Genomic DNA, 22170 nt, shown 5'->3' on the forward strand with positions numbered 1-22170 from the left:
GTTAGCACTACGTGGCGGGTAGCGCCCGCAGCGCAAAGCCCACGAGCTGGGGCAGGAACACGGGTCGCTGCCGATTCCCAACGTCTGCAACTGGCCGAACGGCGAACTTCGCGCAGTCGTGTCCGGCCCGCTGGTAAACTCGGGCAACCAAAGCAACAACCTCATGCCTGACCTATGACCACGCTGTCGCCCGAAGCCTTCGCCGGCCACACCCCCATGATGCAGCAGTACCTGCGCATCAAGGCAGATCACCCCGACACGCTCGTCTTCTACCGGATGGGCGACTTCTACGAGCTGTTCTTCGAAGACGCGGAAAAGGCCTCGCGCCTGCTCGACCTGACCCTCACGCAGCGCGGTGCATCGGCCGGCACGCCGATCAAGATGGCCGGCGTGCCGCATCACGCGGTCGAACAGTATCTGGCGAAGCTCGTGAAGATGGGCGAATCGGTCGCGATCTGCGAGCAGATCGGCGATCCGGCCACGTCGAAGGGCCCCGTCGAGCGCAAGGTCGTGCGCGTCGTCACGCCCGGCACGCTGACCGATGCCGCGCTGCTGTCCGACAAGAACGACGTGTATCTGCTCGCGATGTGCACGGGCCACAACAAGCGCGGTGTCGCGGTCAATGTCGGCCTCGCGTGGCTGAACCTCGCCAGCGGCGCACTGCGGCTCGCCGAAATCGAACCTGAACAGCTCGCCGCCGCACTCGAGCGCATCCGGCCGGCCGAAATCCTGACGCCGGACGGCGCGACCGACGCCGTGCCCGCGGGCGCGGGCGCGAGCAAGCGCGTGCCGGCCTGGCATTTCGACATCGCATCCGGCACACAGCGCCTGTGCGACCAGCTCGATGTCGCGAGCCTCGACGGCTTCGGCGCACACTCGCTGACGAGCGCGTGCGGCGCGGCCGGCGCGCTGCTGCTCTATGCCGCGGCGACGCAAGGTCAACAACTGCGGCACGTGCGCAGCCTGAAGGTCGAGAACGAAACCGAATACATCGGGCTCGACCCGGCCACGCGCCGCAACCTCGAACTGACCGAGACGCTGCGCGGCACCGAGTCGCCAACGCTGTATTCGCTGCTCGACACCTGCTGCACGACGATGGGCAGCCGCCTGCTGCGTCACTGGCTGCATCACCCGCCGCGCGCGTCGGTCGCCGCGCAGTCGCGCCAGCAAGCGATCGGCGCCCTGCTCGACGCGCCGGCAAACGCGAGCCTCGATGCGCTGCGCAGCGCGCTGCGCCAGATCGCCGACGTCGAACGGATCACCGGACGTCTCGCGCTGCTGTCCGCGCGGCCGCGCGACCTGTCGAGCCTGCGCGATACGTTCGCCGCGCTGCCAGCGCTGCGCGAGCGCATCAGCGCGATCGTCGCGAACGCGGATGCGCTCACGCGCGTCGACGCGGCGCTCGCACCGCCCGCTGAATGCCTCGACCTGCTCACCAGCGCGATTGCGCCCGAGCCGGCCGCGATGGTGCGCGACGGTGGCGTAATCGCACGCGGCTACGACGCCGAGCTCGACGAACTGCGCGACATTTCGGAGAACTGCGGGCAGTTCCTGATCGATCTCGAAGCGCGCGAGCGCACGCGCACCGGCATCGCGAACCTGCGCGTCGAATACAACAAGGTGCATGGCTTCTACATCGAGGTCACGCGCGGCCAGACGGACAAGGTGCCCGACGATTACCGCCGCCGCCAGACGCTGAAGAACGCCGAGCGCTACATCACGCCCGAGCTGAAGACCTTCGAGGACAAGGCACTGTCCGCGCAGGAGCGCGCGCTCGCGCGCGAGCGCGCGCTGTACGACTCGGTGCTGCAGGCGTTGCTGCCGTTCATCCCCGAGTGCCAGCGCGTCGCGTCCGCACTCGCCGAGCTCGACCTGCTCGCCGCCTTCGCCGAACGCGCGCGTGCGCTCGACTGGGTTGCGCCGACTTTCACCGACGAGATCGGCATCGACATCGAACAGGGCCGCCACCCGGTCGTCGAAGCGCAGGTCGAGCAGTTCATCGCGAACGACTGCCGGTTCGGCACCGAGCGCAAGCTGCTGCTGATCACCGGTCCGAACATGGGCGGTAAGTCGACGTTCATGCGGCAGACCGCACTGATCGCGCTGATGGCGTACGTCGGCAGCTACGTGCCGGCGAAGTCGGCCTGCTTCGGGCCGATCGACCGGATCTTCACGCGCATCGGCGCAGCCGACGATCTCGCGGGCGGCCGCTCGACGTTCATGGTCGAAATGACCGAAGCCGCTGCGATCCTCAACGACGCGACGCCGCAAAGCCTGGTGCTGATGGACGAGATCGGCCGCGGCACGTCGACGTTCGACGGCCTCGCGCTCGCGTGGGCGATCGCGCGCCACCTGCTGGCGCACAACACGTGCTACACGCTGTTCGCAACGCACTACTTCGAGCTGACGCAACTGCCGGCCGAATTCCCGCAAGCGGCCAACGTCCACCTGTCGGCCGTCGAGCACGGCCATGGCATCGTGTTCCTGCACGCGGTCAACGAAGGCCCGGCGAACCAGAGCTACGGCCTCCAGGTCGCGCAGCTCGCGGGCGTCCCGGCGCCGGTGATCCGCGCCGCGCGCAAGCACCTCGCGTATCTCGAACAGCAGTCGGCATCGCAGCACACGCCGCAACTCGACCTGTTCAGCGCGCCGCCGGCCGCTGTCGACGGTCTCGAATGCGCGGACGCGCCGGCCCTGCCCGACACGCCGCATCCGGCGCTCGAAAAACTGCGCGACATCGATCCCGACGATCTCAAGCCGCGCGAGGCGCTCGACCTGTTGTACGAACTGCGCACGCTGGTCCGGTCGCATGATGCCGACGGGCACGCGTAAGCGCATTGCGCGGGGCCTGCCGGCTCGCGCCGTCGCCGCGCTCGTCGCGGCGGTACTCGCGCTCGCGCAGGCCGGTGCGCAGGCTGCACCGCCGAAGCGCACCGCCGCGCCCTACTCGTTCGCGGTCGTGTCGGGCGTCATCAACGCCCCGGCAGACGAGCCGTCGGCCCAGCGGCTGCTCGATTCGATCGCGCGCGAGCGCAACCTCGCTTTCGTCGTCTATGCGGGCGATCTCAAGGGTTCGAAGGAAGCGTGCCGCGATGCGCTGTATTCGCAGCGCGGCGCGATCCTGGATTCGGCGCGCGTGCCGCTCGTGTTCATTCCCGGCCACGACGACTGGCTGACGTGCAACACCGCGGCCGGCGGTGGCTACGATCCGGTCGAGCGGCTCGATTTCCTGCGGCAAACGCTGCTCGCCGATTCGGCGCTGCCCGACCCCGGTGCGCTGCAGATCACACGAGAGAGCGAAGTCGCCCGGTTCCGGCCGTATCGCGAGAACGCGCGCTGGATGCGCGACGACATCGTCTACGTTGCACTCAACGCGCCGGCGCCGAACAACCACTACCTGACGGCCGGCGGCCGCAACGGCGAGTTCGAGGACCGCATCATCGCGAACGGCTTCTGGATCGACCACGCGGCCGAATATGCGAAGCGTCGCGAGGCGCGCGCGATGGTCGTGATTTTCGAGGGCGATCCGCAGTTCGAACGCTATGAACGCTCGGAGCGCTTCGCATGGCTGCGCTTCAACCGGCCGCGCGTGCGCGACGGCTTCCGGGAACTGAAACGAACGCTGGTGAAGGCAGCGGCGACGTTCCGCGGCCCGATACTGGTGATGCACGCGAGCGGCGAACCGCTGGCGAACGGCTTTCTGATCGACCGTCCGCTACACGCTGACGACGGTGAACTGGTCGGAAACCTGACGCGCGTCGCGATCGGACCGCGCCATCCGGCGAATCAGTGGGTTAAGGTGAGCGTGTCGCCGTCACGGCAGACGATCTTCAACGTGAGCCTGCAGGAGGTGCCGAAGAACCTGCCCGTGCCGCCCGCATTGCCGCTCGTGCCGCGTGACGACGTGCCGCTGCCGCAGATGCCGGAAATCCCCGCGTTGCCGGCGCTGCCCGACTCGTCGTCGGTCGCGCCGCCACTGCAGGGCGACGGCGCCGCCCCGGGCGGCGCGTCGTGGCCGTCGCCGCCCCCTGCATCGGGGCCGGCGCCCGGCCTGCCTGCAAGCTCAGTGCAGGGTACGCCCTGACGGTGCTTCGCCGTCTTCGTCGTCATCCTCGTCGACGATCTCGAGCCCTTCCGCGCCATGCGCATGCTCATGCTCGATTTCGTCTTCGGTGGCTTCGCGAACGTCCTTCACGGTGAGCGCGAAACGCAGCGCCATGCCTGCCAGCGGGTGATTGCCGTCGAGCACGACCTTGTCTTCGGCGATGTCGGTGACCGTGTAGATCAGCGAATCGACTTCCTCGTCGCCGTCTTCCGGCGTGCCTTCGAACTGCATGCCCACTTCCAGCGGCTCGGGGAAACGATCACGCGGCTCGATCTTCACGAGTTCGGGATCGTAGTCGCCGAACGCGTCCTGCGGCTCGAGCTGAACCTCTGCCTCGTAGCCCGGCTCATGGCCGTCGAGTTGTTCCTCGATCTTGGGGAACGTGCCATCATAGCCGCCGTGCAGATAGACCATCGGCTCGTCACTTTCCTCGATCAGATTGCCCTGTGCATCCGACAGCTTGTAAGTGACCGACACGACGGTGTTTTTTGCGATTTTCATCCAATTCTCCCAAATACAACTGTCATTATACGATGCGCAACCGGTCTCAAGCCGAACCGCGGGATGCCGCTGCCGCCCCGCTCGGCGCGCCGCCTTCCGATCTTCCCACACCGCTGCTCGGCGGCCTTACGCCGGCGCAATTCATGCGCGGCTACTGGCAAAAGAAGCCGCTGCTGATCCGCCAGGCGATCCCCGGTGTCGCCTCGCCGGTTACGCGCGACGCCTTGTTCGAGCTGGCTGGCGACTATGACGCCGAATCGCGACTGATCACCCATTTTCGTAACAAGTGGCAACTGGCGCACGGTCCGTTCGAACCGGGCGCGCTGCCTGCCGTCACGCGCAAGTCCTGGACCCTGCTCGTGCAAGGGCTTGATCTGCACGTCGACGCGGCCCGCACGCTGCTCGACCGCTTCCGCTTCATCCCCGACGCGCGCCTGGATGACCTGATGATCTCGTATGCGACGGACGGCGGCGGCGTCGGCCCGCATTTCGATTCGTACGACGTCTTCCTGCTGCAGGTCGAAGGCCGGCGCCGCTGGCGCGTCGGTGCGCAGAAGGACCTGTCGCTGCAGCCGGACGTGCCGCTGAAGATCCTCGAAAACTTCGAACCGGGCGACGAATGGGTGCTGGAGCCCGGCGACATGCTGTACCTGCCGCCGCACATTGCGCACGACGGCGTCGCCGAAGGCGAGTGCATGACCTGCTCGATCGGCTTCCGGGCCCCGTCCGCCGGCGAACTGGGCGCCCAGTTCCTGTACTATCTCGCGGAGCGCGGCGGCCTGCGCGACGGGGGCGGCGACGATCTCTACCGCGACCCGAAGCAGCCGGCCGTCGACACGCCCGCGCAGTTGCCGCCGGCGATGGTCGAGCGTGTCGCCGAGATCGTCGACGCGATCCGCTGGCGCAAGCGCGACGTCGCAGAATTCCTCGGTTGCTACCTGAGCGAACCCAAACCGAACGTCGTTTTCGACCCGCCCGAGCGTCCGCTGTCAGAATCCGCGTTCGTCACGCAAGCGTCACGGCGTGGCGTGTGTCTCGACAGAAGGGCCGCATTGATGTATAACGCGCGCTCGTACTTCATTAATGGCGAGGAAGGACCGCTCGAGCAGGCCGGTGAATGGCTGCCCGAACTGGCCAATCAACGCCAGATGGAGGCGAAACGGTTTGTAACACTATCCCGGGTTCCCTCAATGACAGCCTTATTGCACGAGTGGTATCGTGCGGGCTGGATACGGGTCGGAAACCGGAATTAGTGTGAGTCGCCCCGTATGCCCGTACGGATCAAATTCTGTATGGGAAAGACAACGTATTGACCCCGCATTTGTCGACGGTCGATAGGAAAGTGCATATAATTTCCGCCCAAGCCGTAGGGAAGATTCACGCTCTAAGAAGTGCATCTCCACCAGCGGCCCAGGTCGGTGTTGGAGCACATTACCGGTATTGTTTCGCGCTGTTGCTTACCTTTAACCATAAAAGGACGTGATCATGAAGAAATCCCTCCTCGTAGCTTCCCTGTTGGCTGCTGTTGCACTGGCTGCTTGCAACAAGAGCGCTGATCAAGCTGCTTCGTCGGCTGCAAGCGACGCGGCTGCTGCTGCTTCGACGGCTGCTTCGGCAGTTGCTGGTGCAGCGAGCGACGCTGCTGCCGCTGCTTCGTCGGCAACGGCTGCTGCGAGCGACGCTGCTGCTGCAGTGGCGTCGGCTGCTTCGGCAGCGACGGCTGCTCCGGCTTCGGGCGCAAGCCAGTAAGCCTCAGCGTCAGCTGAAAAAAAACCGGCCCGAGGGCCGGTTTTTTTGCGTCTGCCGTTTCCGTACACATCGCCCGGCCGCCGCAGCGGGCCGCCGTAACGGCCCCGTCCTGCTCACCCGAGCATCAGCCAGTCGAAGCCCGCGTCCTGCGAGGCCACGATCACGTCCTCCCCATCCGTCCCCAGTACGCCGCCGAACGCCCGGCGAGCCAGTTCCGGCAGGTTGTTCTGCTGGCTCAGGTGCGCCGCGACCAGGTGCTGGAGGCGGCTGCGTTCGAGCGACGCGAGGATGTCGGCCGCCGCGTCGTTGCTCAGGTGGCCGTGATTGCCGCCGATCCGCGCCTTCAGCGACTGCGGATAGCGGCTGCCGGCCAGCATCGCGGTATCGTGGTTGGATTCGAGCACCAGCGCGTCACAACCGCTCAGGACGGCCGTAATGTGCGGCGTGGCCATCCCGACGTCCGTCAGCACGCCGAGCCGGCTGCAGCCGTCCATGAAGACGAACTGGAGCGGTTCTCGCGCATCGTGGGGGACCGTGTAGGGCATCACGGCCAGATCCTGTATCGCGGCCGTCTCGTCGCCCCACAGCACGTGGAGATCGACATCGGCCTCGTCCGCGCCGACCGCGCGCGCGGTACCCCAGCTCATATAGAGCGGCAGCGATGCGCGGCGGGCGAGCGTCAGCGCACTGCCGACGTGGTCGCTGTGTTCGTGGGTGATGAGGATCGCATCGAGATCATCGATGCCGAGATTCAGTCGGCCGAGCCGGCGCTCGACCTCCTTGGCGGAAAAACCGCAGTCGAGCAGCACGCGCGTGGTTGTCGTGCCGCTCGAGGCCTCGACAACCAGCGCGTTACCTTCGCTGCCGCTTCCGAGGCTGGCGAATCTCACGCGCTCAGTTCAGCTGAGCGTGCAGCAGCGAAATGATCCGCTGCGCGTCCGACGAGTTGTCGACCTGGCCGTTTGCGCCGACCACCGCGACCTGCGTGCCGCCGGCGCCTTGCGCGCGCACGTTGACGAGGTATTCCTTGCCCGGCTTCGCTGCCGACGGGCCGCCGTAGAACAGCTTGCCGAACAGGCCGTCACGCTTGAGCTCTTCCATCGTATTCGCATAGCGGACCGTGTACACGCCCTTCTCGCGGTCGCGATTGTCGACCGTGAAGTTGGTGCGGTCGAGCGCCAGGCCCACGCGCAGCCACGCACGGTCGAACGACTCGGCCAGCTGCAGCGTCGCCGCGCCGCCACTCGTGTCGCTAACCTGCGCGGGTGCCGTCGCAGGATGCGCATCGGTCAGCAGCTGTTTCGCCTGCGCGTCGGTCAGGCCGAACTTCTGCATCAGCTTCGACAGGAACACGGCTTCGAGCACCGGGTTGCGCGGACGCTCTTCCCAGCGCGACGACGTGCCGCCCTGCGGGCCGACCATCATTTCTTCCATCGCGCTGTGCGTGATCGAGATGTCGGTGTTGCCGTCCGACGTGCGGTTCACGAGCGTGCGGAAGCGGTCGCGCGTGCCCGACGAGTACGCGAAATCGATGACCTTGCCGATCGTGCGGCGGAACCAGTCATCCGGAATGTTCGCGCGGTTTTCAGCCCAGTCGGTGGCCATGATGCCCGTCGACGGCGCATCGGTCTTCAGCGAGAAGCCGTTCTCCTGCCAGAATTCCTTCAGGATCGGCCACAGTTGCTCGGGCGTGCGGCCATCAACGACCAGCCAGCGGCGATCGCCGTCGCGCTCGATGTGCATGCCGAGCGGATCCTGCGCGCTCGGGATGCCGTCGGTCGCATTGCCGGCCTGCGTCGTGACCCGCGGCGGCAGCGTGCCGAGCCCCGCGTTGCTCGGCGGCGCGACGAACTGCTGCGTCGTCGGCACCGGCTTCAGGTCGCTCGGCACGGCCAGCGGCGGCGCCGAACCGGTGTTCTTGTAGTTGACCCGGTCGGGGGCCAGGTAGTCGTTCAGCGTATCGCAGCCAGCGAGCGCGCCCAGCGCCAGCACCATCACCGACAGCTGGATGGTGCGAGAGGAAATGGCGAAACGTTTCATGAAATCCTTCGTCTTGCTAGAACGCTCGTCAGGAGCGGCGCCGGACGGAGCCGGCCGGTGCGGGTTGATCAGGGGTCGAGCCGGCGGCCGCAGGACGCGGCCGCCTCGGCATCAGAGGACGCCGGCCTCGACGAGGGCCGAACGCACGGCATCGTGGCAGCGCTCGTCGAGCGCCGTGAGCGGCAACCGGATGCCGCCCTGCATCTTGCCCATCGCCTGCAGCGCCCACTTCACCGGGATCGGGTTCGCTTCGATGAACAGGTTCTTGTGCAGCGACAGCAGCTTCATGTGCAGCGCGCGTGCCGTCTGGACATCGCCAGCCAGCGCCGCGCGGCACAGGTCGCTCATCGCACGCGGTGCGACGTTCGCCGTCACCGAGATGTTGCCGTGGCCGCCGAGCAGCATCAGCGCGATCGCGGTCGGATCGTCGCCGCTGTAGATCGCGAAATGCTTCGGTGCGGCCTTGATCAGGTGCGCGGCGCGATCGATGTTGCCGGTCGCTTCCTTCACGCCGATGATGCCCGGCACTTCCGCGAGGCGCAGCGTCGTCTCGTTCGCCATGTCCGCGACCGTGCGGCCCGGCACGTTGTACAGGATCACCGGCAGGTCGACCGCTTCGGCGATCGTCCGGAAGTGGCGGTACATGCCTTCCTGTGTCGGCTTGTTGTAGTACGGCACGACCTGCAGCGTCGCGTCCGCGCCGACAGCCTTCGCGTGCTTCGTCAGCTCGATCGCCTCGGCGGTCGAATTGCCGCCCGCGCCCGCGATGATCGGGATGCGTTTTGCCGCATGCTCGACCGCCGTGCGGATCATCAGGATGTGCTCTTCGACGTTGAGCGTTGCCGACTCGCCGCTCGTACCGACCACGACCAGCGCATCGGTGCCTTCCGCGATGTGCCAGTCGATCAGTTTGCGAAACGCCGGCAGGTCGAGACTGCCGTCTTCGAGCATCGGGGTGACGATCGCGGGGATGCTGCCGCGGATTTGAATGCCGTCTTGGGTGCCGTTAGCCATGAAACGCGATTGAATGTGTACCGGTAAACGTTGAGATTGTAGCGGATTAGCCGGGCAGTTCGTAACGTGGAATTCCCGCCCCCGCCTTCGGGGTCGCGCCCTCGCGCACCGCGCAGAGACGCTGGACGAACGCCTCGCGCGGCGCGGCGACGAAACCGTCCTCGTACGCAACCACCCGCAGGCGGCCGTGTACGGCGTCCAGCAGCTCGCCCGGGGCGAGCAGGAACGCGGGGTTGGACGGTTTGCCGACCGTTTCGTTTCCTTGCGCGAAGGTTTCGTAGATCAGCACGCCGCCCGGCGCCACTGCATCGAGCAGATGGGGCCAGAGCGGACGATGCAGGTAATTCGTGACGATCACGGCCGCAAACTGCTCGCCGGCCGGCAGCGGCCACCGCGCGCCTTCGAGATCGGCCGCGCGGGCATCGACGCCGGGAATCGCGCGCAACGCGGCCAGCGCGGCCGGATCGCGGTCGAGCGCGACGACCGGATGCCCGTGCGACGCGAACCAGCGCGCATGGCGGCCACCGCCCGCGGCGACGTCGAGCGCCGCGCCGCCGGCCGGGACGAGCCGCGACCATTGGGCGACCCAGCGCGACGGCTCGGCCTGCGCGACGTGGCCGCCCGCGGCGGCGATGACGGATTCGCTCATGCGCCGGATCAGTTGTACGACAGGCCCATCGCGTCGCGCACGTCACGCATCGTTTCCGTCGCGTACTTGCGCGCCTTGTCGCAACCGTCCGCGACGATCGCGCGCAACAGCGACGGATCGTCCATGTACTTCTGCGCGCGCTCGAGCATCGGCTGCTGTTCGCGCAGGATGCCTTCGACGACCGGCTGCTTGCAATCGAGGCAACCGATGCCCGCCGAGCGGCAACCCTTCTGCACCCACTCGTGCGTCGCTTCGTCCGTATAGACCTGGTGCAGCTGCCACACCGGGCACTTGTCCGGATCGCCCGGATCGGTGCGGCGCACGCGCGCGGGATCGGTCGGCATCGTGCGGACCTTCTTCGTGATCGTCTCCGCGTCTTCGCGCAGGCCGATCGTGTTGCCGTACGACTTGGACATCTTCTGGCCGTCGAGGCCCGGCATCCGCGATGCTTCGGTCAGCAGCGCCTGCGGCTCGACCAGGATGATCTTGCGCGCGCCTTCGAGATAGCCGAACAGGCGCTCGCGGTCGCTCATCGACAGGCTCTGCGATTCCTGCAGCATCGCGCGCGCCTGTTCGAGCGCCTCGTCGTCGCCCTCCTGCTGATAGGCGTTGCGCAGCTCGTGATAAAGCTTCGCGCGCTTGCCGCCGAGCTTCTTCGCGGCTTCGAGCGCCTTCTCCTCGAAGCCGGGCTCACGGCCATACAGGTAGTTGAAGCGCCGCGCGATCTCGCGCGTCATCTCGACGTGCGGCACCTGGTCTTCACCGACCGGCACGAGCGAGCCGCGATACAGCAGGATGTCGGCCGCCATCAGCACCGGGTAGCCGAGGAAGCCGTAGGTGGACAAGTCCTTGTCCTTCAGCTTCTCCATCTGCTCCTTGTAGGTCGGCACGCGTTCGAGCCAGCCGAGCGGCGTGCTCATGCCGAGCAGCAGCGCGAGTTCGGCATGCTCGGGCACCTTGCTCTGGATGAACAGCGTCGCCTGTGCCGGATCGATGCCGGACGCGAGCCAGTCGATCAACACGTCCCACACGTTCTTCTCGATGACCTCGGGAGTCTCGTAGTGCGTCGTCAGCGCATGCCAGTCGACGACGCAGAAGAAGCACGGGTACTCGGACTGCAGCTTCACCCAGTTTTTCAGCACGCCGTGGTAATGACCGAGGTGCAGCGACCCGGTAGGTCGCATGCCGGAGAAAATACGTTCTGGGAACATGATTATCGTTAGAAAAGCGAGGCGAATGGGGACAGGATGGCGCTCAGGACGGCGTAGCCGACGTTGACGAGCGGACGCAGCCAGAAGTTCGTCAGCACGCCCGTCGCGACCAGCGCGAGGACGATGATGAAACCGTACGGCTCGATGCGCGACAGCGCGATCGATTGCTTCGGCGGCAGCAGCGCCGCCAGAATGCGGCCGCCGTCGAGCGGCGGCAGCGGAAACAGGTTCAGCACGCCGAGCACGAGGTTCGCGCTGACGCCGGCAAACGCCATCCGCGTGAAGAACGGCTCGTCGACGCCGACGGCGGGCAGCACGAGGGTCAGCAGGCCCCAGACCAGCGCCTGCACGAAGTTGCAGGCCGGGCCCGCGAGCGATACCCACAGGCTGCCCCAGCGCGGATTGCGCAGGTTGCCGAACGACACCGGCACCGGCTTCGCATAGCCGAACAGGAACGCGCCGCCCGTCAGGAAGTACATCACGAGCGGGATCGCGATCGTGCCGAGCGGATCGATGTGGCGCATCGGGTTGAACGACACGCGCCCCATCACGTAGGCGGTGTTGTCGCCGAGCAGGCGGGCGGCATAGCCGTGCGCGGCCTCGTGCAGCGTGATCGCGAAGATCACGGGCAGCGCGTAGACAGCGATGGTCTGTATCAGGGAAGCATCCATATCGCGTTATTGTAACAAGCGCACTCGCGCAAAAATGAACGGCTCGCTTATGCGGCCGAGAGGCCGAACGGTTCGAGCGCGCCGCGCCCCATCCGCACGAGTTCGGGCTCGTCGCCGGTCAGGTCGATCACCGTCGACGGTTCCCGCGGGCACGCGCCGCCGTCGATCACGAGATCGACCTGCTTCTCGAGCCGCGTGCGGATTTCTTCGGGATCGTTGAGCGGCTCGTCATCCGGCGGCAGGATCAGCGTCGTGCCGAGCAGCGGCTGGCCGAGCGACTCCAGCAACGCGAGCGTGATCGCATGGTCGGGCACGCGCAGCCCGATCGTCTTGCGCGACGGGTGCGACAGCCGGCGCGGCACTTCCTTGGTCGCCTGCAGGATGAACACGTACGGGCCCGGCGTCACCGACTTGATCTGCCGGTACTGGCGGTTGTCGACCATCGCGAAGTTGGCAAGCTCCGACAGGTCGCGCACGAGCAGCGACAGATGCTGCTTCTCGTCGAGGCCGCGGATCCGGCGCACGCGCTCGACCGCATCCTTGTCGTCGAGATGGCACGCGAGCGCATAGCTCGAATCGGTCGGCATCGCGATCACGCCGCCCTTGCTGACGATCTCCACCGCCTGCTTGATCAGGCGCGGCTGCGGATTATCCGGATGAATCCTGAAGAACTGGGACATGGGGGTACGTAAAGGGGGAGAAATCGGCAACGCACGGCGGCACGGGCGGCGGTCAGCCGCCCGGCGTCAGAGCCAGCGCTCCCAGACCGGTGTGAGATCGGACGGCAACGGCGGCAGGCTGCCGAGCTCGACGCGGCCCTCGCCCGGCGCATGGAAATCCGAGCCGCGCGACACTTCGAAGCCGAAGCGGCGCGCAACGTCCGCGTATTCACGGTACTGGTCGGGCGTGTGGCTGCCCGTGATGACCTCGATCGCGCGGCCGCCCAGATCGATGAATTCGCCGAAGAACGCGTCGAATTCGACAGGCGTATAGCGGTAGCGGCCCGGATGCGCGACCACGGCTTCGCCGCCTGCCGTACGGATCCAGCCGACCGCGTCGGGCAGCGACGCCCAGCGATGCGGGACGAAGCCGGGCTTGCCGTCGCCGAGCAGGCGGTCGAACACGTCGGACGTCGATTCGGCGTGGCCGTTTTCGACGAGAAAGCGCGCGAAATGCGTGCGCGAGATCAGGTCGGGATTCGAGACGTACTTGAGCGCCCCTTCGTACGCGCCGGGGATGCCGAGCGTCGCGAGCTGCTCGCCGATCGCCACCGCGCGCGCCGCGCGGCCATGGCGCGTGCGGTACAGGCCGTCGACGAGCGCCGGGTTCGCGGGATCGATGTTCAACCCGACGATGTGCACGGTGCGCGACGCCCACGTGACCGAAATCTCGACGCCGCTCAGGTAGCGCATGCCGAGTGCTTCCGCCTCGCTGCGCGCTGCCGCCTGGCCGCCGATCTCGTCGTGGTCGGTCAGCGCCCACAGGGTCACGCCGCCGGCATGCGCACGGCGCGCGACGTCGGCAGGCGACAGCAACCCGTCGGATACATTGGAATGGCAGTGGAGATCAGCGTTCATTGTCGGCATGGCAGGTAAGGCTTCATTCTACTGCAACGCGGCAATCGCGCCGCCCGCCTGCCCCGCCGCCGATGTCGCGCCTACGCGCAGAACGCCTCGATCAGCGCCGCGACCTGCTCGGGCTGGTCGTGATGCACCATGTGACCGGCATCGTCGATGAGCTTTTCGCGCCAGTCCGGAAACGCGTCGAAGCGCGCCTTGAATTCCGGCAGCGGGATGTCGCCGGCGATGTACGCAAGCGTCGGCGAATTGACGGCCTCGACGTGCAGCACCTTCGCACGCACCTGCTTCCAGGTGGCCATCACCTCGTCGAGCCGGTACAGCTGCGGGCCCGGCATCTTGTGCGCGGGGTCGGCCAGCAGGTGGTACAAGCCGTCGTCGCCGCGCTTCGACCAGTGCTCGGCGAGGAACGCGGCCCGACGCGGGGCGAGCCGCGGGTTGGTCTTGATCAGGCGCGCCGCCACGTCGTCGAGGGACGCATAAGGCCGCAGCGCCGGCGGCGCGCGCAGTTCGTCCAGCCAGCCGCGCAGCCGGCGCGGCGCCTGTTCCGCCCGAGACGGCGCAAGCCCGAAACCCTCGAGGTCGACCACGCGCCGCACGCGCTCCGGCCGTGCGCCGGCGTACAGACAGACGACGTTCGCGCCCATGCTGTGCCCGACCAGGTTGACTTCGCCGGCCGGCGCGTAGTGGTCGACGAGCGCATCGAGGTCGCTCAGGTATTCATGGAACCAGTAGTGGCCGCCGCCCTGCCGCGCGACCGGCCAGTCGGACAGCCCGAAGCCGCGCGCATCGGGTGCGATCACCTGCCAGTCGCCCGCCAGTGCATCGACGACGAACTGGAACGACGCCGCGACATCCATCCAGCCGTGCAGCATGAACAGCATCGGCGCATCGGGCCGGCCCCAGCGCCGCACATGCAGCTTGACGCCGCGCACCGTGACGAAATCGGAAACAGAACTCGAGGCACTCATTGCAGCCGCCAAAAAAAGAATGGTCGTTCGATTATAGCGACGACGCCCCCGTTCGGGCGGCCGGCAATCGAGGCTCCGCTCTAGCGGCGACGTGCGCAGGCCAGCAGGAAACCCGCTCGGCCGGGTGCGCGGGCCGGTGGCCGGCGAGAAGCGGCCGACCGCGATCCGGCTATGGCGCGGCGGTGCCGTCCGCCGCGTCCTGCGCGGCCAGCGCGTCGAGTTCGGCCTGCTCGAAGCCGGCGTCGCGCCGCGCATCGAAGTTGAACGGGCCGCGCAGCCGCGGCGCCTGATATTGCTCGGCGAGCTGCCGGTAGGTCGGCACCGGATCGCGGCCGGCGTCATCGCACAAATGCCGGAACCAGCGGTTGCCGATCGCGACATGGCCGATTTCGTCGCGCAGGATCACGTCGAGGATCGCGGCCGACGCGTCGTCGCCCGCCTGAAGGAGCCGCGCGCGGATCGGCGGCGACGCGTCGAGCCCGCGGGCCTCGAGCGTGCGCGGCACGAGCGCCATGCGCGCCAGCACATCGCGCCGGGTCCGCTCGCACATCTCCCACAATCCGTTGTGCGCGGGGAAATCGCCGTACGCGTGCCCGAATGCCGCGAGACGGTCCGACAGCAGCGTGAAGTGATAGGCCTCCTCGGCCGCGACCTTCAGCCAGTCCGCATAGAACGCGTCGGGCAGGCCCGCGAAACGCCAGACCGCGTCGAGCGCCAGGTTGATCGCGTTGAACTCGATATGGGCGAGCGCGTGCAGCAGCACGGCGCGCCCTTCGGGCGAACGCATGCTGCGCCGCTGGAGCTGGCGCGGCTCGACGAGCGGCGGGCGCGCCGGGTGCCCGGGCAGATCGGCCGGTTCGGGCAGCTCGCGCGACGCCGCGATCTCGGCGCGCCCGGCCCGCCATGCCTCGTGCAGCGCGCGCACCTGCGCGGCCTTGGCCGCGGGTTCGGACACGCGCAGCGCGTCGAGCGCCGCGCCGCGCACACAAACCGGCGCATTGCCGAAGGAAGAAGACGCCATGCTCATAAACGGGGACACCCTGCGTACGCGTCGCGGGAGCAGTTGCACGCGACGGTTTACAATATGCGATTGTTCCGCGGCGCCATGCGCCGGGCAAACCGGACGCGCCATTCTACCGGCGCCCATCATCGAAGAGACAAGGAGACTCCGTGACGATCTACAAGCTGGGCGATACGGCCCCGACGATCCACGAAAGCGTATTCGTCGCCGATACGGCGGCCATCATCGGCAAGGTCGTGCTCGAGGAGAACGCGAGCGTGTGGTTCGGCGCGACGATTCGCGGCGACAACGAGACGATTACGGTCGGCCCGGGCAGCAACGTCCAGGAAGGCGCGGTCCTGCATACGGACCCGGGCTTTCCGCTGACGATTGCCGAAAACGTGACGATCGGGCACCAGGCCATGCTGCACGGCTGCACGATCGGCGAAGGTTCGCTGATCGGGATTCAGGCGGTGGTCTTGAATGGGGCGGTCATCGGCCGCAACTGTCTGGTTGGTGCCGGCGCGGTCGTGACGGAAGGCAAGACGTTCCCGGACAACTCGCTGATTCTCGGCGCGCCGGCGAAGGTCGTGCGCGAGCTGTCGGCGGAAGACATCGCGCGGCTGCGCGCAAACGCGAAGACGTATGTCGAGCGGCGCGCGCATTTCAAGGAGCAACTCGTGCGGATCGGGTGATTCGCACGGATTTCAAGGAAGAAGAGTGAGCGACCAGTTACAGAAGTTCATGTTCAATGCGGCGCCCGTGCGCGGCGAGATCGTTTCGCTGCGCAATACGTGGCAGGAAGTGCTCGCCCGCCGCGACTACCCTGCCCCGGTGCGCACGGTGCTCGGCGAGATGATGGCCGCGTGCGCGCTGCTGTCCGCGAACCTGAAATTTCACGGCACCCTGATCATGCAGATCTTCGGCGACGGGCCGGTCCAGATGCTGGTCGTCCAGTGCGGTTCGGATCTGTCGATGCGGGCCACCGCGAAATTCGCCGGCGACGCGGCGCAGACGATCGGCGACGACACGAGCTTCGCGTCGCTCGTCAACGCAAGCGGCCACGGCCGTTGCGTGATCACGCTCGACCCGGCCGACAAACTGCCGGGCCAGCAGCCGTACCAGGGCATCGTGCCGCTGAACGGCGTCGACGGCCCGCTCGAATCGGTGTCGCAGGTGCTCGAGCACTACATGCACCACTCGGAGCAGCTCGACACGCGGCTGTGGCTCGCGGCCGATCGCGACCGCGCGGTCGGCATGCTGCTGCAGAAGCTGCCGGGCGACGGCGGCATCGTGCCGCGCAACGCCGAAACCGATATCGACACGTGGGAGCGCGTCTGCACGCTCGGCGGCACGCTGTCCGCGAAGGAACTGCTCGAGGTCGAACCGGAAGTCGTGTTCCGCCGGCTGTTCTGGCAGGAAAACGTGCAGCACTTCGAACCGGCCGGCACGCGCTTCCAGTGCTCGTGCTCGCGCGAGAAGGTCGGCGCGATGCTGCGCATGCTCGGCCGCGAGGAAGTCGACAGCGTGATCGTCGAGCGCGGCCACGTCGAGATCCACTGCGAGTTCTGCAATCAGCGCTACGAATTCGATCCCGTGGACGTCGCGCAGTTGTTCGCGGCGCCCGGCGTCGAAACCGGCATTGCGCCGGCCACCGACCAGCGTCACTGAGCGGCGCGCCCGCCGCCCGCGATCCGGGCACGGGCGCATAATGACGCACGAGCGCCGTACGCATGGCTTCGGCGCCGGAGGCTCGGCCTCCGGCGCAAGCCGCTTCCCGCCACCGGCGCGCTGCTGGAGAAACCCATGAATCGCCTCCGCCCGTTTCGCACCCTCATCCTGACGAGCGTTGCCGCCGGTACGCTCGCGCTCGCCGGCTGCGCGATGCCGCCGCCGACGTCCACGCTCCTGAGCCGCCTGCCCGAGCCGGGCGCGTCGAACGGCCAGCCGCCCGCGCTGTCGAGCGCCGAACGCAAGCGCTACGACGAGATCGACCGGCAGGTCCTGCGCGAGCAGAACAGCGCGATGGCCGCCGAAGCGGCCGCGCGCGCGTGGGCCTATTACTCGCCGCCGCCCGTGACGGTCTACGGCGGGTACTACGGCGGATGGGGAAATCGCTGGGGAACGGGTGTCGGCTACGGCTACCCGGGCTGGTGGTAAGCGGTCGCCCGGCCGATTGACGACTGGCAGGAAATAAAAAAGCGCGGCATTTCCCGCGCTTTTTCAATGGATACGGCGTATCGCGATCAGTGATGCGCCGTCTTGCCCTTGTCGCCGCCATGATGCCGCGACGGCTTCGCGATCGACTGCGGATTCGGCACGACACGCACCGGCGCCGCGGAGACGGTACCGCGCGTGGACGTGTCCGCCGGCGTGGTGTTCAGCGGTCCTGCAGGTGCATTGGGCGACACGAACTGCACGAAGACTTCGCCGTCCTTCACCATGCCCATCTCGTAGCGCGCACGCTCCTCGATGGCCGCGGTGCCGCTCTGCAGATCCTGCACTTCGCCCGCAGTACGCTCGTTGCGCAACTTCTCGTCCGCATTCTTCTGGAGCTGGTCGTCGAGCTGCTGACGCAATTCATGCACCCGCAGCCAGCCGCCGTGTCCCCACCATAGGGGGTACTGAATGAGCGCCAGCAAGGCAATCAGGACGACAGTGACAAGCCGCATGTAAGAGACGCAGATATAAGAAGCGCCGCTCCGCGCACATGCGCAGAGCGGCGTCGATATGACGAACCCGATAGTAGCGCGTTAGCGCAGGTTATAGAAAGCCGATTTACCCGGGTAGCTAGCGATGTCGCCGAGGTCTTCCTCGATGCGCAGCAGCTGGTTGTACTTCGAGATGCGGTCGCTGCGCGACAGCGAACCCGTCTTGATCTGACCGGCGTTCAGGCCGACCGCGATATCGGCGATCGTCGAATCTTCCGTTTCGCCCGAGCGGTGCGAGATCACGGCCGTGTAGCCCGCGCGCTTCGCCATCTCGATCGCCGCGAACGTTTCGGTCAGCGTACCAATCTGGTTGATCTTGATGAGAATCGAGTTCGCGATGCCCTTCTCGATGCCTTCCTTCAGGATGCGCGTGTTCGTGACGAACAGGTCGTCGCCGACCAGCTGCACCTTCTTGCCGAGGCGGTCGGTCAGCAGCTTCCAGCCTTCCCAGTCGCTTTCGTGCATGCCGTCCTCGATCGACACGATCGGGAACTTGTCGGCGAGCGTCGCGAGGTAGTCGGTGAATTCGGCCGACGACAGTTGCAGGCCTTCGCCCGCGAGCTGGTACTTGCCGTCGTGGTAGAACTCGGATGCCGCGCAGTCGAGCGCGAGCAGCACGTCTTCGCCCGCACGGTAGCCGGCCTTCTCGATCGCTTGCAGGATCGTCGACAGGCACTCGTCGTTGCTGCCGAAGTTCGGTGCGAAACCGCCTTCGTCGCCGACTGCCGTGCTCATGCCGCGGTCGCTCAGGATCTTCTTCAGTGCGTGGAACACTTCCGCGCCGCAACGCAGGGCTTCACGGAACGTCGGCTGGCTCACCGGGACGATCATGAATTCCTGGATGTCGAGGCTGTTGTTCGCGTGCGCGCCGCCGTTGACGATGTTCATCATCGGCACCGGCAGTTGCATCGCGCCCGAGCCGCCGAAATAGCGGTACAGCGGCAGGCCGGCTTCCTCAGCGGCTGCCTTCGCGACGGCCATCGACACGGCCAGCATCGCGTTCGCGCCGAGGCGCGACTTGTTGTCGGTGCCGTCCAGCTCGAGCAGCGTCTTGTCGAGGAACGCCTGTTCCGACGCGTCGAGGCCCATGATGGCTTCGGAGATTTCGGTGTTGATGTGCTCGACTGCCTTCAGCACGCCCTTGCCGTTGTAGCGGCCGGCTTCGCCGTCGCGCAGTTCGATCGCTTCACGCGAGCCGGTGGACGCGCCCGACGGCACCGCCGCGCGGCCCATCGTGCCCGATTCGAGCAGCACGTCGCATTCGACGGTGGGGTTGCCGCGCGAATCCAGAATCTCGCGGCCGATGATATCTACGATGGCACTCATGGGTTTCCTCTGAGAATGACGATGGATTCTTCAAACTGCGACGGCGTGCGCGCCGGAACCGCTTTCGCTACAGACGCGCGAAGCCGCCGCAAGGTTCATTCGATCTTTAATTGAAATCGTTTTCCAGGAACGGATTGCGCTTCACCGCCTGGTCGAGCGTGACGAGGGTCTCCAGCAGCGCACCCATCCGGTTCAGCGGCACCGCGTTCGGGCCGTCCGACTTCGCTTCGGCCGGATTCGGGTGGGTTTCCATGAAGAGGCCGGCGACGCCCGTCGCGACCGCTGCACGCGCGAGCACCGGCACGAATTCGCGCTGGCCGCCGGAGCTCGTGCCCTGCCCGCCCGGCAACTGCACCGAGTGGGTCGCATCGAACACGACCGGCGCGTTCGTTTCGCGCATGATCGCGAGCGAACGCATGTCCGACACGAGATTGTTGTAGCCGAACGAGACGCCGCGTTCGCATGCCATGAAACGGTCTTCCGACAGCCCCGCCTCACGTGCCGCGTCGCGCGCCTTGTCGATCACGTTCTTCATGTCGTGCGGCGCGAGGAACTGGCCCTTCTTGATGTTGACCGGCTTGCCCGAACGCGCGCACGCGTGGATGAAGTCGGTCTGGCGGCACAGGAACGCCGGCGTCTGCAGCACGTCGACGACCGACGCGACCTGTTCGATCTCGTCGATCGAATGCACGTCGGTCAGCACCGGCAGGCCGAGCTGGCGCTTCACCTCGGACAGGATCCGCAGGCCTTCGTCCATTCCGAGGCCGCGGAACGACTTGCCCGAGCTGCGGTTCGCCTTGTCGTAGGACGACTTGTAGATGAACGGAACGTTCAGCTTCTCGCAGATCTCCTTCAGGCGGCCCGCCGTGTCGATCGTCATTTGCTCCGATTCGACGACGCAGGTACCCGCGATCAGGAAGAAAGGCTTGTCGAGTCCGACCTCGAAATCGCACAGCTTCATGCTTTACACTCCGCGCGCTTGCTTGTTGGCGAGCGCGGCTTCGACGAACGACTTGAAGAGGGGATGACCGTCACGCGGCGTGGACGTGAATTCCGGGTGGAACTGGACGCCGACGAACCACGGGTGCATCGAACGCGGCAGTTCCATCATTTCCGGCAGATCCTCGCTCGGGGTACGGGCGCTGATGATAAGGCCGCCGGCTTCGAGCTGGGGCACGAAGCGGTTATTGACTTCATAACGGTGGCGATGGCGTTCGTTCACGTCCTTGCCATAGATTTCTTCCGCCATCGTGCCCGGCTTGATCGGGCAACGCTGCGAACCCAGGCGCATCGTGCCGCCGAGATCGGATTCCTCGGTGCGCGTCTCGACCTTGCCGTCGCGGTCGTACCACTCGGTGATCAGCGCGACCACGCGTTCCGGCGTGTCCGGCTCGAATTCCGTGCTGTTCGCCTGCTTCAGGCCGACGACGTCGCGCGCGAATTCGATCACCGCGAGCTGCATGCCGAGGCAGATGCCGAGATACGGCACCTTGGCTTCGCGCGCATAGCGGATCGCCGCGATCTTGCCTTCCGTGCCGCGACGGCCGAAACCGCCCGGCACCAGCACGGCGTCGAGATGCTTCAGGCTGTCGACACCGTTCGCCTCGATCTCTTCCGAGTCGATGTACTCGATGTTGACCTTGGTCGACGTGTGCAGCGATGCGTGGCGCAGCGCCTCGATCAGCGACTTGTACGACTCGGTCAGGTCGACGTACTTGCCGACCATGCCGATCGTCACTTCGTGCTTCGGGTTCTCGAGCTTCTCGACGAGCGCCGACCACATGCTCAGGTCGGCATCCTTCGGCGACAGCTTCAGTTCCTCGCAGATGATCCGGTCAAGGCCCTGGTCGTGCAGCATCTGCGGAATCTTGTAGATGCTGTCGGCGTCCCACACCGAGATCACGGCGTCTTCCGGCACGTTCGAGAACATCGAGATCTTCTTCGATTCGTCGTCCGGGATGCGGCGGTCCGCACGGCACAGCAGCACGTGCGGCAGGATGCCGATCTCGCGCAGCTTCTGCACGCTGTGCTGGGTCGGCTTCGTCTTCAGCTCGCCGGCCGTCGCAACGTACGGCACCAGCGTCAGGTGCACGAAGCACGCGCTGTTGCGGCCGAGGCGCAGGCTCATCTGGCGCGCAGCCTCGAGGAACGGCAGCGACTCGATGTCGCCGACCGTGCCGCCGATCTCGACGATCGCGACATCCGGCTCGCCGCAGGTCGCCGACGCGGCCCCGCGCTCGATGAACGCCTGGATTTCGTTCGTGATGTGCGGGATGACCTGCACGGTCTTGCCGAGATAGTCGCCGCGGCGTTCCTTGCGGATCACCGATTCGTAGATCTGGCCGGTCGTGAAGTTGTTGGCCTTGCGCATCTTCGTGCTGATGAAGCGCTCATAGTGGCCGAGGTCGAGGTCCGTCTCCGCCCCATCCTCCGTCACGAACACTTCCCCGTGCTGGAACGGGCTCATCGTGCCGGGGTCGACGTTGATGTACGGATCGAGTTTGAGGAGGGTGACTTTCAGACCGCGCGATTCAAGGATCGCGGCGAGGGAAGCGGCGGCAATACCCTTGCCAAGGGAAGAAACTACGCCGCCGGTGACGAAAACATATTTGGTCATCGCTGGATGCTCGCGGGAAAAACGGATT

At 66.6% G+C, this 22170-nt stretch carries 22 protein-coding genes and 1 pseudogene; 8 read left to right on the forward strand and 15 right to left on the reverse strand.

Annotated elements, in window-relative coordinates:
- The first annotated feature begins 174 nt into the window (after positions 1-174).
- Positions 175-2832: a DNA mismatch repair protein MutS gene (gene mutS, locus BLA15945_RS24030; protein ID WP_174993516.1), complete on the forward strand. Its 2658-nt coding sequence runs from the start codon at positions 175-177 to the stop codon at positions 2830-2832.
- A complete protein-coding gene (locus BLA15945_RS24035; protein WP_174993547.1) occupies positions 2813-4084 on the forward strand; it encodes a hypothetical protein in 1272 nt (423 codons plus the stop codon). The genes mutS and BLA15945_RS24035 overlap by 20 nt, the downstream gene beginning before the upstream one ends.
- Here the strand turns inward: BLA15945_RS24035 and BLA15945_RS24040 are convergent.
- Positions 4064-4606, reverse strand: coding sequence for an FKBP-type peptidyl-prolyl cis-trans isomerase (locus BLA15945_RS24040; protein WP_059233742.1), 543 nt, complete (start codon positions 4604-4606; stop codon positions 4064-4066). The two genes, BLA15945_RS24035 and BLA15945_RS24040, sit on opposite strands and share 21 nt — an antisense overlap.
- A gap of 32 nt (positions 4607-4638) precedes the next feature.
- Here BLA15945_RS24040 and BLA15945_RS24045 point away from each other — a divergent pair, with 32 nt between their 5' ends.
- The 3 genes and pseudogenes from BLA15945_RS24045 (at position 4639) to BLA15945_RS24050 (ending at position 6355) form a co-directional block, all read left to right on the forward strand.
- On the forward strand, positions 4639-5859 hold the full coding sequence (locus BLA15945_RS24045; protein ID WP_059233741.1) for a cupin domain-containing protein: 1221 nt from the start codon (positions 4639-4641) through the stop codon (positions 5857-5859).
- A 56-nt stretch (positions 5860-5915) separates the two neighbouring features.
- Positions 5916-6162 (forward strand): annotated as a pseudogene (locus BLA15945_RS37960) (hypothetical protein).
- Complete coding sequence (locus tag BLA15945_RS24050) at positions 6092-6355, forward strand: hypothetical protein (RefSeq protein ID WP_034195863.1); 264 nt, start codon at positions 6092-6094, stop codon at positions 6353-6355. Before BLA15945_RS37960 ends, BLA15945_RS24050 begins: the two are co-directional and overlap by 71 nt.
- A 113-nt stretch (positions 6356-6468) precedes the next feature.
- On the opposite strand, the gene BLA15945_RS24055 is transcribed toward BLA15945_RS24050, so the two are convergent.
- From BLA15945_RS24055 to BLA15945_RS24100, 10 genes are all read right to left on the reverse strand, one after another.
- The gene (locus tag BLA15945_RS24055; RefSeq protein ID WP_059233740.1) at positions 6469-7245 is read right to left on the reverse strand and encodes an MBL fold metallo-hydrolase; all 777 of its coding nucleotides are present in this window, start codon (positions 7243-7245) and stop codon (positions 6469-6471) included.
- A 4-nt stretch (positions 7246-7249) separates the two neighbouring features.
- On the reverse strand, positions 7250-8395 hold the full coding sequence (gene bamC, locus BLA15945_RS24060; protein ID WP_059233739.1) for an outer membrane protein assembly factor BamC: 1146 nt from the start codon (positions 8393-8395) through the stop codon (positions 7250-7252).
- 111 nt (positions 8396-8506) lie between these two features.
- Positions 8507-9409, reverse strand: a complete 903-nt coding sequence (gene dapA / locus BLA15945_RS24065; protein ID WP_059233738.1) for a 4-hydroxy-tetrahydrodipicolinate synthase — start codon at positions 9407-9409, stop codon at positions 8507-8509.
- Positions 9410-9455: 46 nt separating this feature from the next.
- On the reverse strand, positions 9456-10058 hold the full coding sequence (locus tag BLA15945_RS24070) for a class I SAM-dependent methyltransferase (protein WP_174993517.1): 603 nt from the start codon (positions 10056-10058) through the stop codon (positions 9456-9458).
- An 8-nt stretch (positions 10059-10066) separates the two neighbouring features.
- On the reverse strand, positions 10067-11269 hold the full coding sequence (locus BLA15945_RS24075; RefSeq protein WP_006487046.1) for a tryptophan--tRNA ligase: 1203 nt from the start codon (positions 11267-11269) through the stop codon (positions 10067-10069).
- A gap of 8 nt (positions 11270-11277) precedes the next feature.
- The gene (locus tag BLA15945_RS24080; RefSeq protein WP_059233736.1) at positions 11278-11940 is read right to left on the reverse strand and encodes a site-2 protease family protein; all 663 of its coding nucleotides are present in this window, start codon (positions 11938-11940) and stop codon (positions 11278-11280) included.
- Positions 11941-11987: 47 nt separating this feature from the next.
- Positions 11988-12620 carry an L-threonylcarbamoyladenylate synthase gene (locus BLA15945_RS24085; protein ID WP_059233735.1) on the reverse strand — a complete coding sequence of 211 codons (633 nt, stop codon included), beginning with the start codon at positions 12618-12620 and terminating at the stop codon, positions 11988-11990.
- A gap of 66 nt (positions 12621-12686) precedes the next feature.
- A complete protein-coding gene (locus tag BLA15945_RS24090) occupies positions 12687-13517 on the reverse strand; it encodes a 3',5'-nucleoside bisphosphate phosphatase (RefSeq protein ID WP_059236689.1) in 831 nt (276 codons plus the stop codon).
- Positions 13518-13597: 80 nt separating this feature from the next.
- Positions 13598-14488, reverse strand: coding sequence for an alpha/beta fold hydrolase (locus tag BLA15945_RS24095; RefSeq protein WP_174993518.1), 891 nt, complete (start codon positions 14486-14488; stop codon positions 13598-13600).
- A 169-nt stretch (positions 14489-14657) separates the two neighbouring features.
- On the reverse strand, positions 14658-15515 hold the full coding sequence (locus BLA15945_RS24100; RefSeq protein ID WP_174993519.1) for a ferritin-like domain-containing protein: 858 nt from the start codon (positions 15513-15515) through the stop codon (positions 14658-14660).
- Positions 15516-15658: 143 nt separating this feature from the next.
- Here BLA15945_RS24100 and BLA15945_RS24105 point away from each other — a divergent pair, with 143 nt between their 5' ends.
- The 3 genes from BLA15945_RS24105 to BLA15945_RS24115 all read left to right on the forward strand — a co-directional run bounded on the left by BLA15945_RS24105 (position 15659) and on the right by BLA15945_RS24115 (position 17648).
- Positions 15659-16183 (forward strand): gamma carbonic anhydrase family protein, encoded by a 525-nt coding sequence (locus BLA15945_RS24105; RefSeq protein WP_059233732.1) that lies wholly within the window; start codon positions 15659-15661, stop codon positions 16181-16183.
- 25 nt (positions 16184-16208) lie between these two features.
- Positions 16209-17159 (forward strand): Hsp33 family molecular chaperone HslO, encoded by a 951-nt coding sequence (hslO, locus tag BLA15945_RS24110; protein WP_034188925.1) that lies wholly within the window; start codon positions 16209-16211, stop codon positions 17157-17159.
- A gap of 135 nt (positions 17160-17294) precedes the next feature.
- The gene (locus tag BLA15945_RS24115) at positions 17295-17648 is read left to right on the forward strand and encodes a hypothetical protein (RefSeq protein WP_174993520.1); all 354 of its coding nucleotides are present in this window, start codon (positions 17295-17297) and stop codon (positions 17646-17648) included.
- An 86-nt stretch (positions 17649-17734) separates the two neighbouring features.
- Here BLA15945_RS24115 and ftsB read toward each other — a convergent pair whose 3' ends face one another.
- The 4 genes from ftsB to BLA15945_RS24135 all read right to left on the reverse strand — a co-directional run bounded on the left by ftsB (position 17735) and on the right by BLA15945_RS24135 (position 22142).
- Positions 17735-18160, reverse strand: a complete 426-nt coding sequence (gene ftsB, locus BLA15945_RS24120; protein ID WP_059233730.1) for a cell division protein FtsB — start codon at positions 18158-18160, stop codon at positions 17735-17737.
- Positions 18161-18241: 81 nt separating this feature from the next.
- A complete protein-coding gene (eno, locus tag BLA15945_RS24125; protein WP_011352544.1) occupies positions 18242-19525 on the reverse strand; it encodes a phosphopyruvate hydratase in 1284 nt (427 codons plus the stop codon).
- Positions 19526-19631: 106 nt separating this feature from the next.
- Positions 19632-20486, reverse strand: coding sequence for a 3-deoxy-8-phosphooctulonate synthase (gene kdsA / locus BLA15945_RS24130; protein WP_047898480.1), 855 nt, complete (start codon positions 20484-20486; stop codon positions 19632-19634).
- A gap of 3 nt (positions 20487-20489) precedes the next feature.
- Positions 20490-22142, reverse strand: a complete 1653-nt coding sequence (locus BLA15945_RS24135) for a CTP synthase (protein ID WP_059233729.1) — start codon at positions 22140-22142, stop codon at positions 20490-20492.
- Between the last annotated feature and the right edge of the window lie 28 nt (positions 22143-22170).

The sequence above is a fragment of the Burkholderia arboris genome, from assembly GCF_902499125.1.
GTDB lineage: Bacteria > Pseudomonadota > Gammaproteobacteria > Burkholderiales > Burkholderiaceae > Burkholderia > Burkholderia arboris.

What these genes read in the sequence shown, in the direction of transcription:
- BLA15945_RS24085 (WP_059233735.1), bottom strand. Translation starts at nt 12,620, where the DNA reads ATGTCCCAGTTCTTCAGGATTCATCCGGATAATCCGCAGCCGCGCCTG.
- bamC (WP_059233739.1), bottom strand. Translation starts at nt 8,395, where the DNA reads ATGAAACGTTTCGCCATTTCCTCTCGCACCATCCAGCTGTCGGTGATG.
- BLA15945_RS24090 (WP_059236689.1), bottom strand. Translation starts at nt 13,517, where the DNA reads ATGAACGCTGATCTCCACTGCCATTCCAATGTATCCGACGGGTTGCTG.
- BLA15945_RS24070 (WP_174993517.1), bottom strand. Translation starts at nt 10,058, where the DNA reads ATGAGCGAATCCGTCATCGCCGCCGCGGGCGGCCACGTCGCGCAGGCC.
- BLA15945_RS24115 (WP_174993520.1), top strand. Translation starts at nt 17,295, where the DNA reads ATGAATCGCCTCCGCCCGTTTCGCACCCTCATCCTGACGAGCGTTGCC.
- kdsA (WP_047898480.1), bottom strand. Translation starts at nt 20,486, where the DNA reads ATGAAGCTGTGCGATTTCGAGGTCGGACTCGACAAGCCTTTCTTCCTG.
- mutS (WP_174993516.1), top strand. Translation starts at nt 175, where the DNA reads ATGACCACGCTGTCGCCCGAAGCCTTCGCCGGCCACACCCCCATGATG.
- BLA15945_RS24040 (WP_059233742.1), bottom strand. Translation starts at nt 4,606, where the DNA reads ATGAAAATCGCAAAAAACACCGTCGTGTCGGTCACTTACAAGCTGTCG.
- eno (WP_011352544.1), bottom strand. Translation starts at nt 19,525, where the DNA reads ATGAGTGCCATCGTAGATATCATCGGCCGCGAGATTCTGGATTCGCGC.
- BLA15945_RS24050 (WP_034195863.1), top strand. Translation starts at nt 6,092, where the DNA reads ATGAAGAAATCCCTCCTCGTAGCTTCCCTGTTGGCTGCTGTTGCACTG.
- dapA (WP_059233738.1), bottom strand. Translation starts at nt 9,409, where the DNA reads ATGGCTAACGGCACCCAAGACGGCATTCAAATCCGCGGCAGCATCCCC.
- BLA15945_RS24045 (WP_059233741.1), top strand. Translation starts at nt 4,639, where the DNA reads ATGCGCAACCGGTCTCAAGCCGAACCGCGGGATGCCGCTGCCGCCCCG.
- BLA15945_RS24035 (WP_174993547.1), top strand. Translation starts at nt 2,813, where the DNA reads ATGCCGACGGGCACGCGTAAGCGCATTGCGCGGGGCCTGCCGGCTCGC.
- BLA15945_RS24080 (WP_059233736.1), bottom strand. Translation starts at nt 11,940, where the DNA reads ATGGATGCTTCCCTGATACAGACCATCGCTGTCTACGCGCTGCCCGTG.
- BLA15945_RS24135 (WP_059233729.1), bottom strand. Translation starts at nt 22,142, where the DNA reads ATGACCAAATATGTTTTCGTCACCGGCGGCGTAGTTTCTTCCCTTGGC.
- BLA15945_RS24095 (WP_174993518.1), bottom strand. Translation starts at nt 14,488, where the DNA reads ATGAGTGCCTCGAGTTCTGTTTCCGATTTCGTCACGGTGCGCGGCGTC.
- BLA15945_RS24075 (WP_006487046.1), bottom strand. Translation starts at nt 11,269, where the DNA reads ATGTTCCCAGAACGTATTTTCTCCGGCATGCGACCTACCGGGTCGCTG.
- BLA15945_RS24100 (WP_174993519.1), bottom strand. Translation starts at nt 15,515, where the DNA reads ATGAGCATGGCGTCTTCTTCCTTCGGCAATGCGCCGGTTTGTGTGCGC.
- ftsB (WP_059233730.1), bottom strand. Translation starts at nt 18,160, where the DNA reads ATGCGGCTTGTCACTGTCGTCCTGATTGCCTTGCTGGCGCTCATTCAG.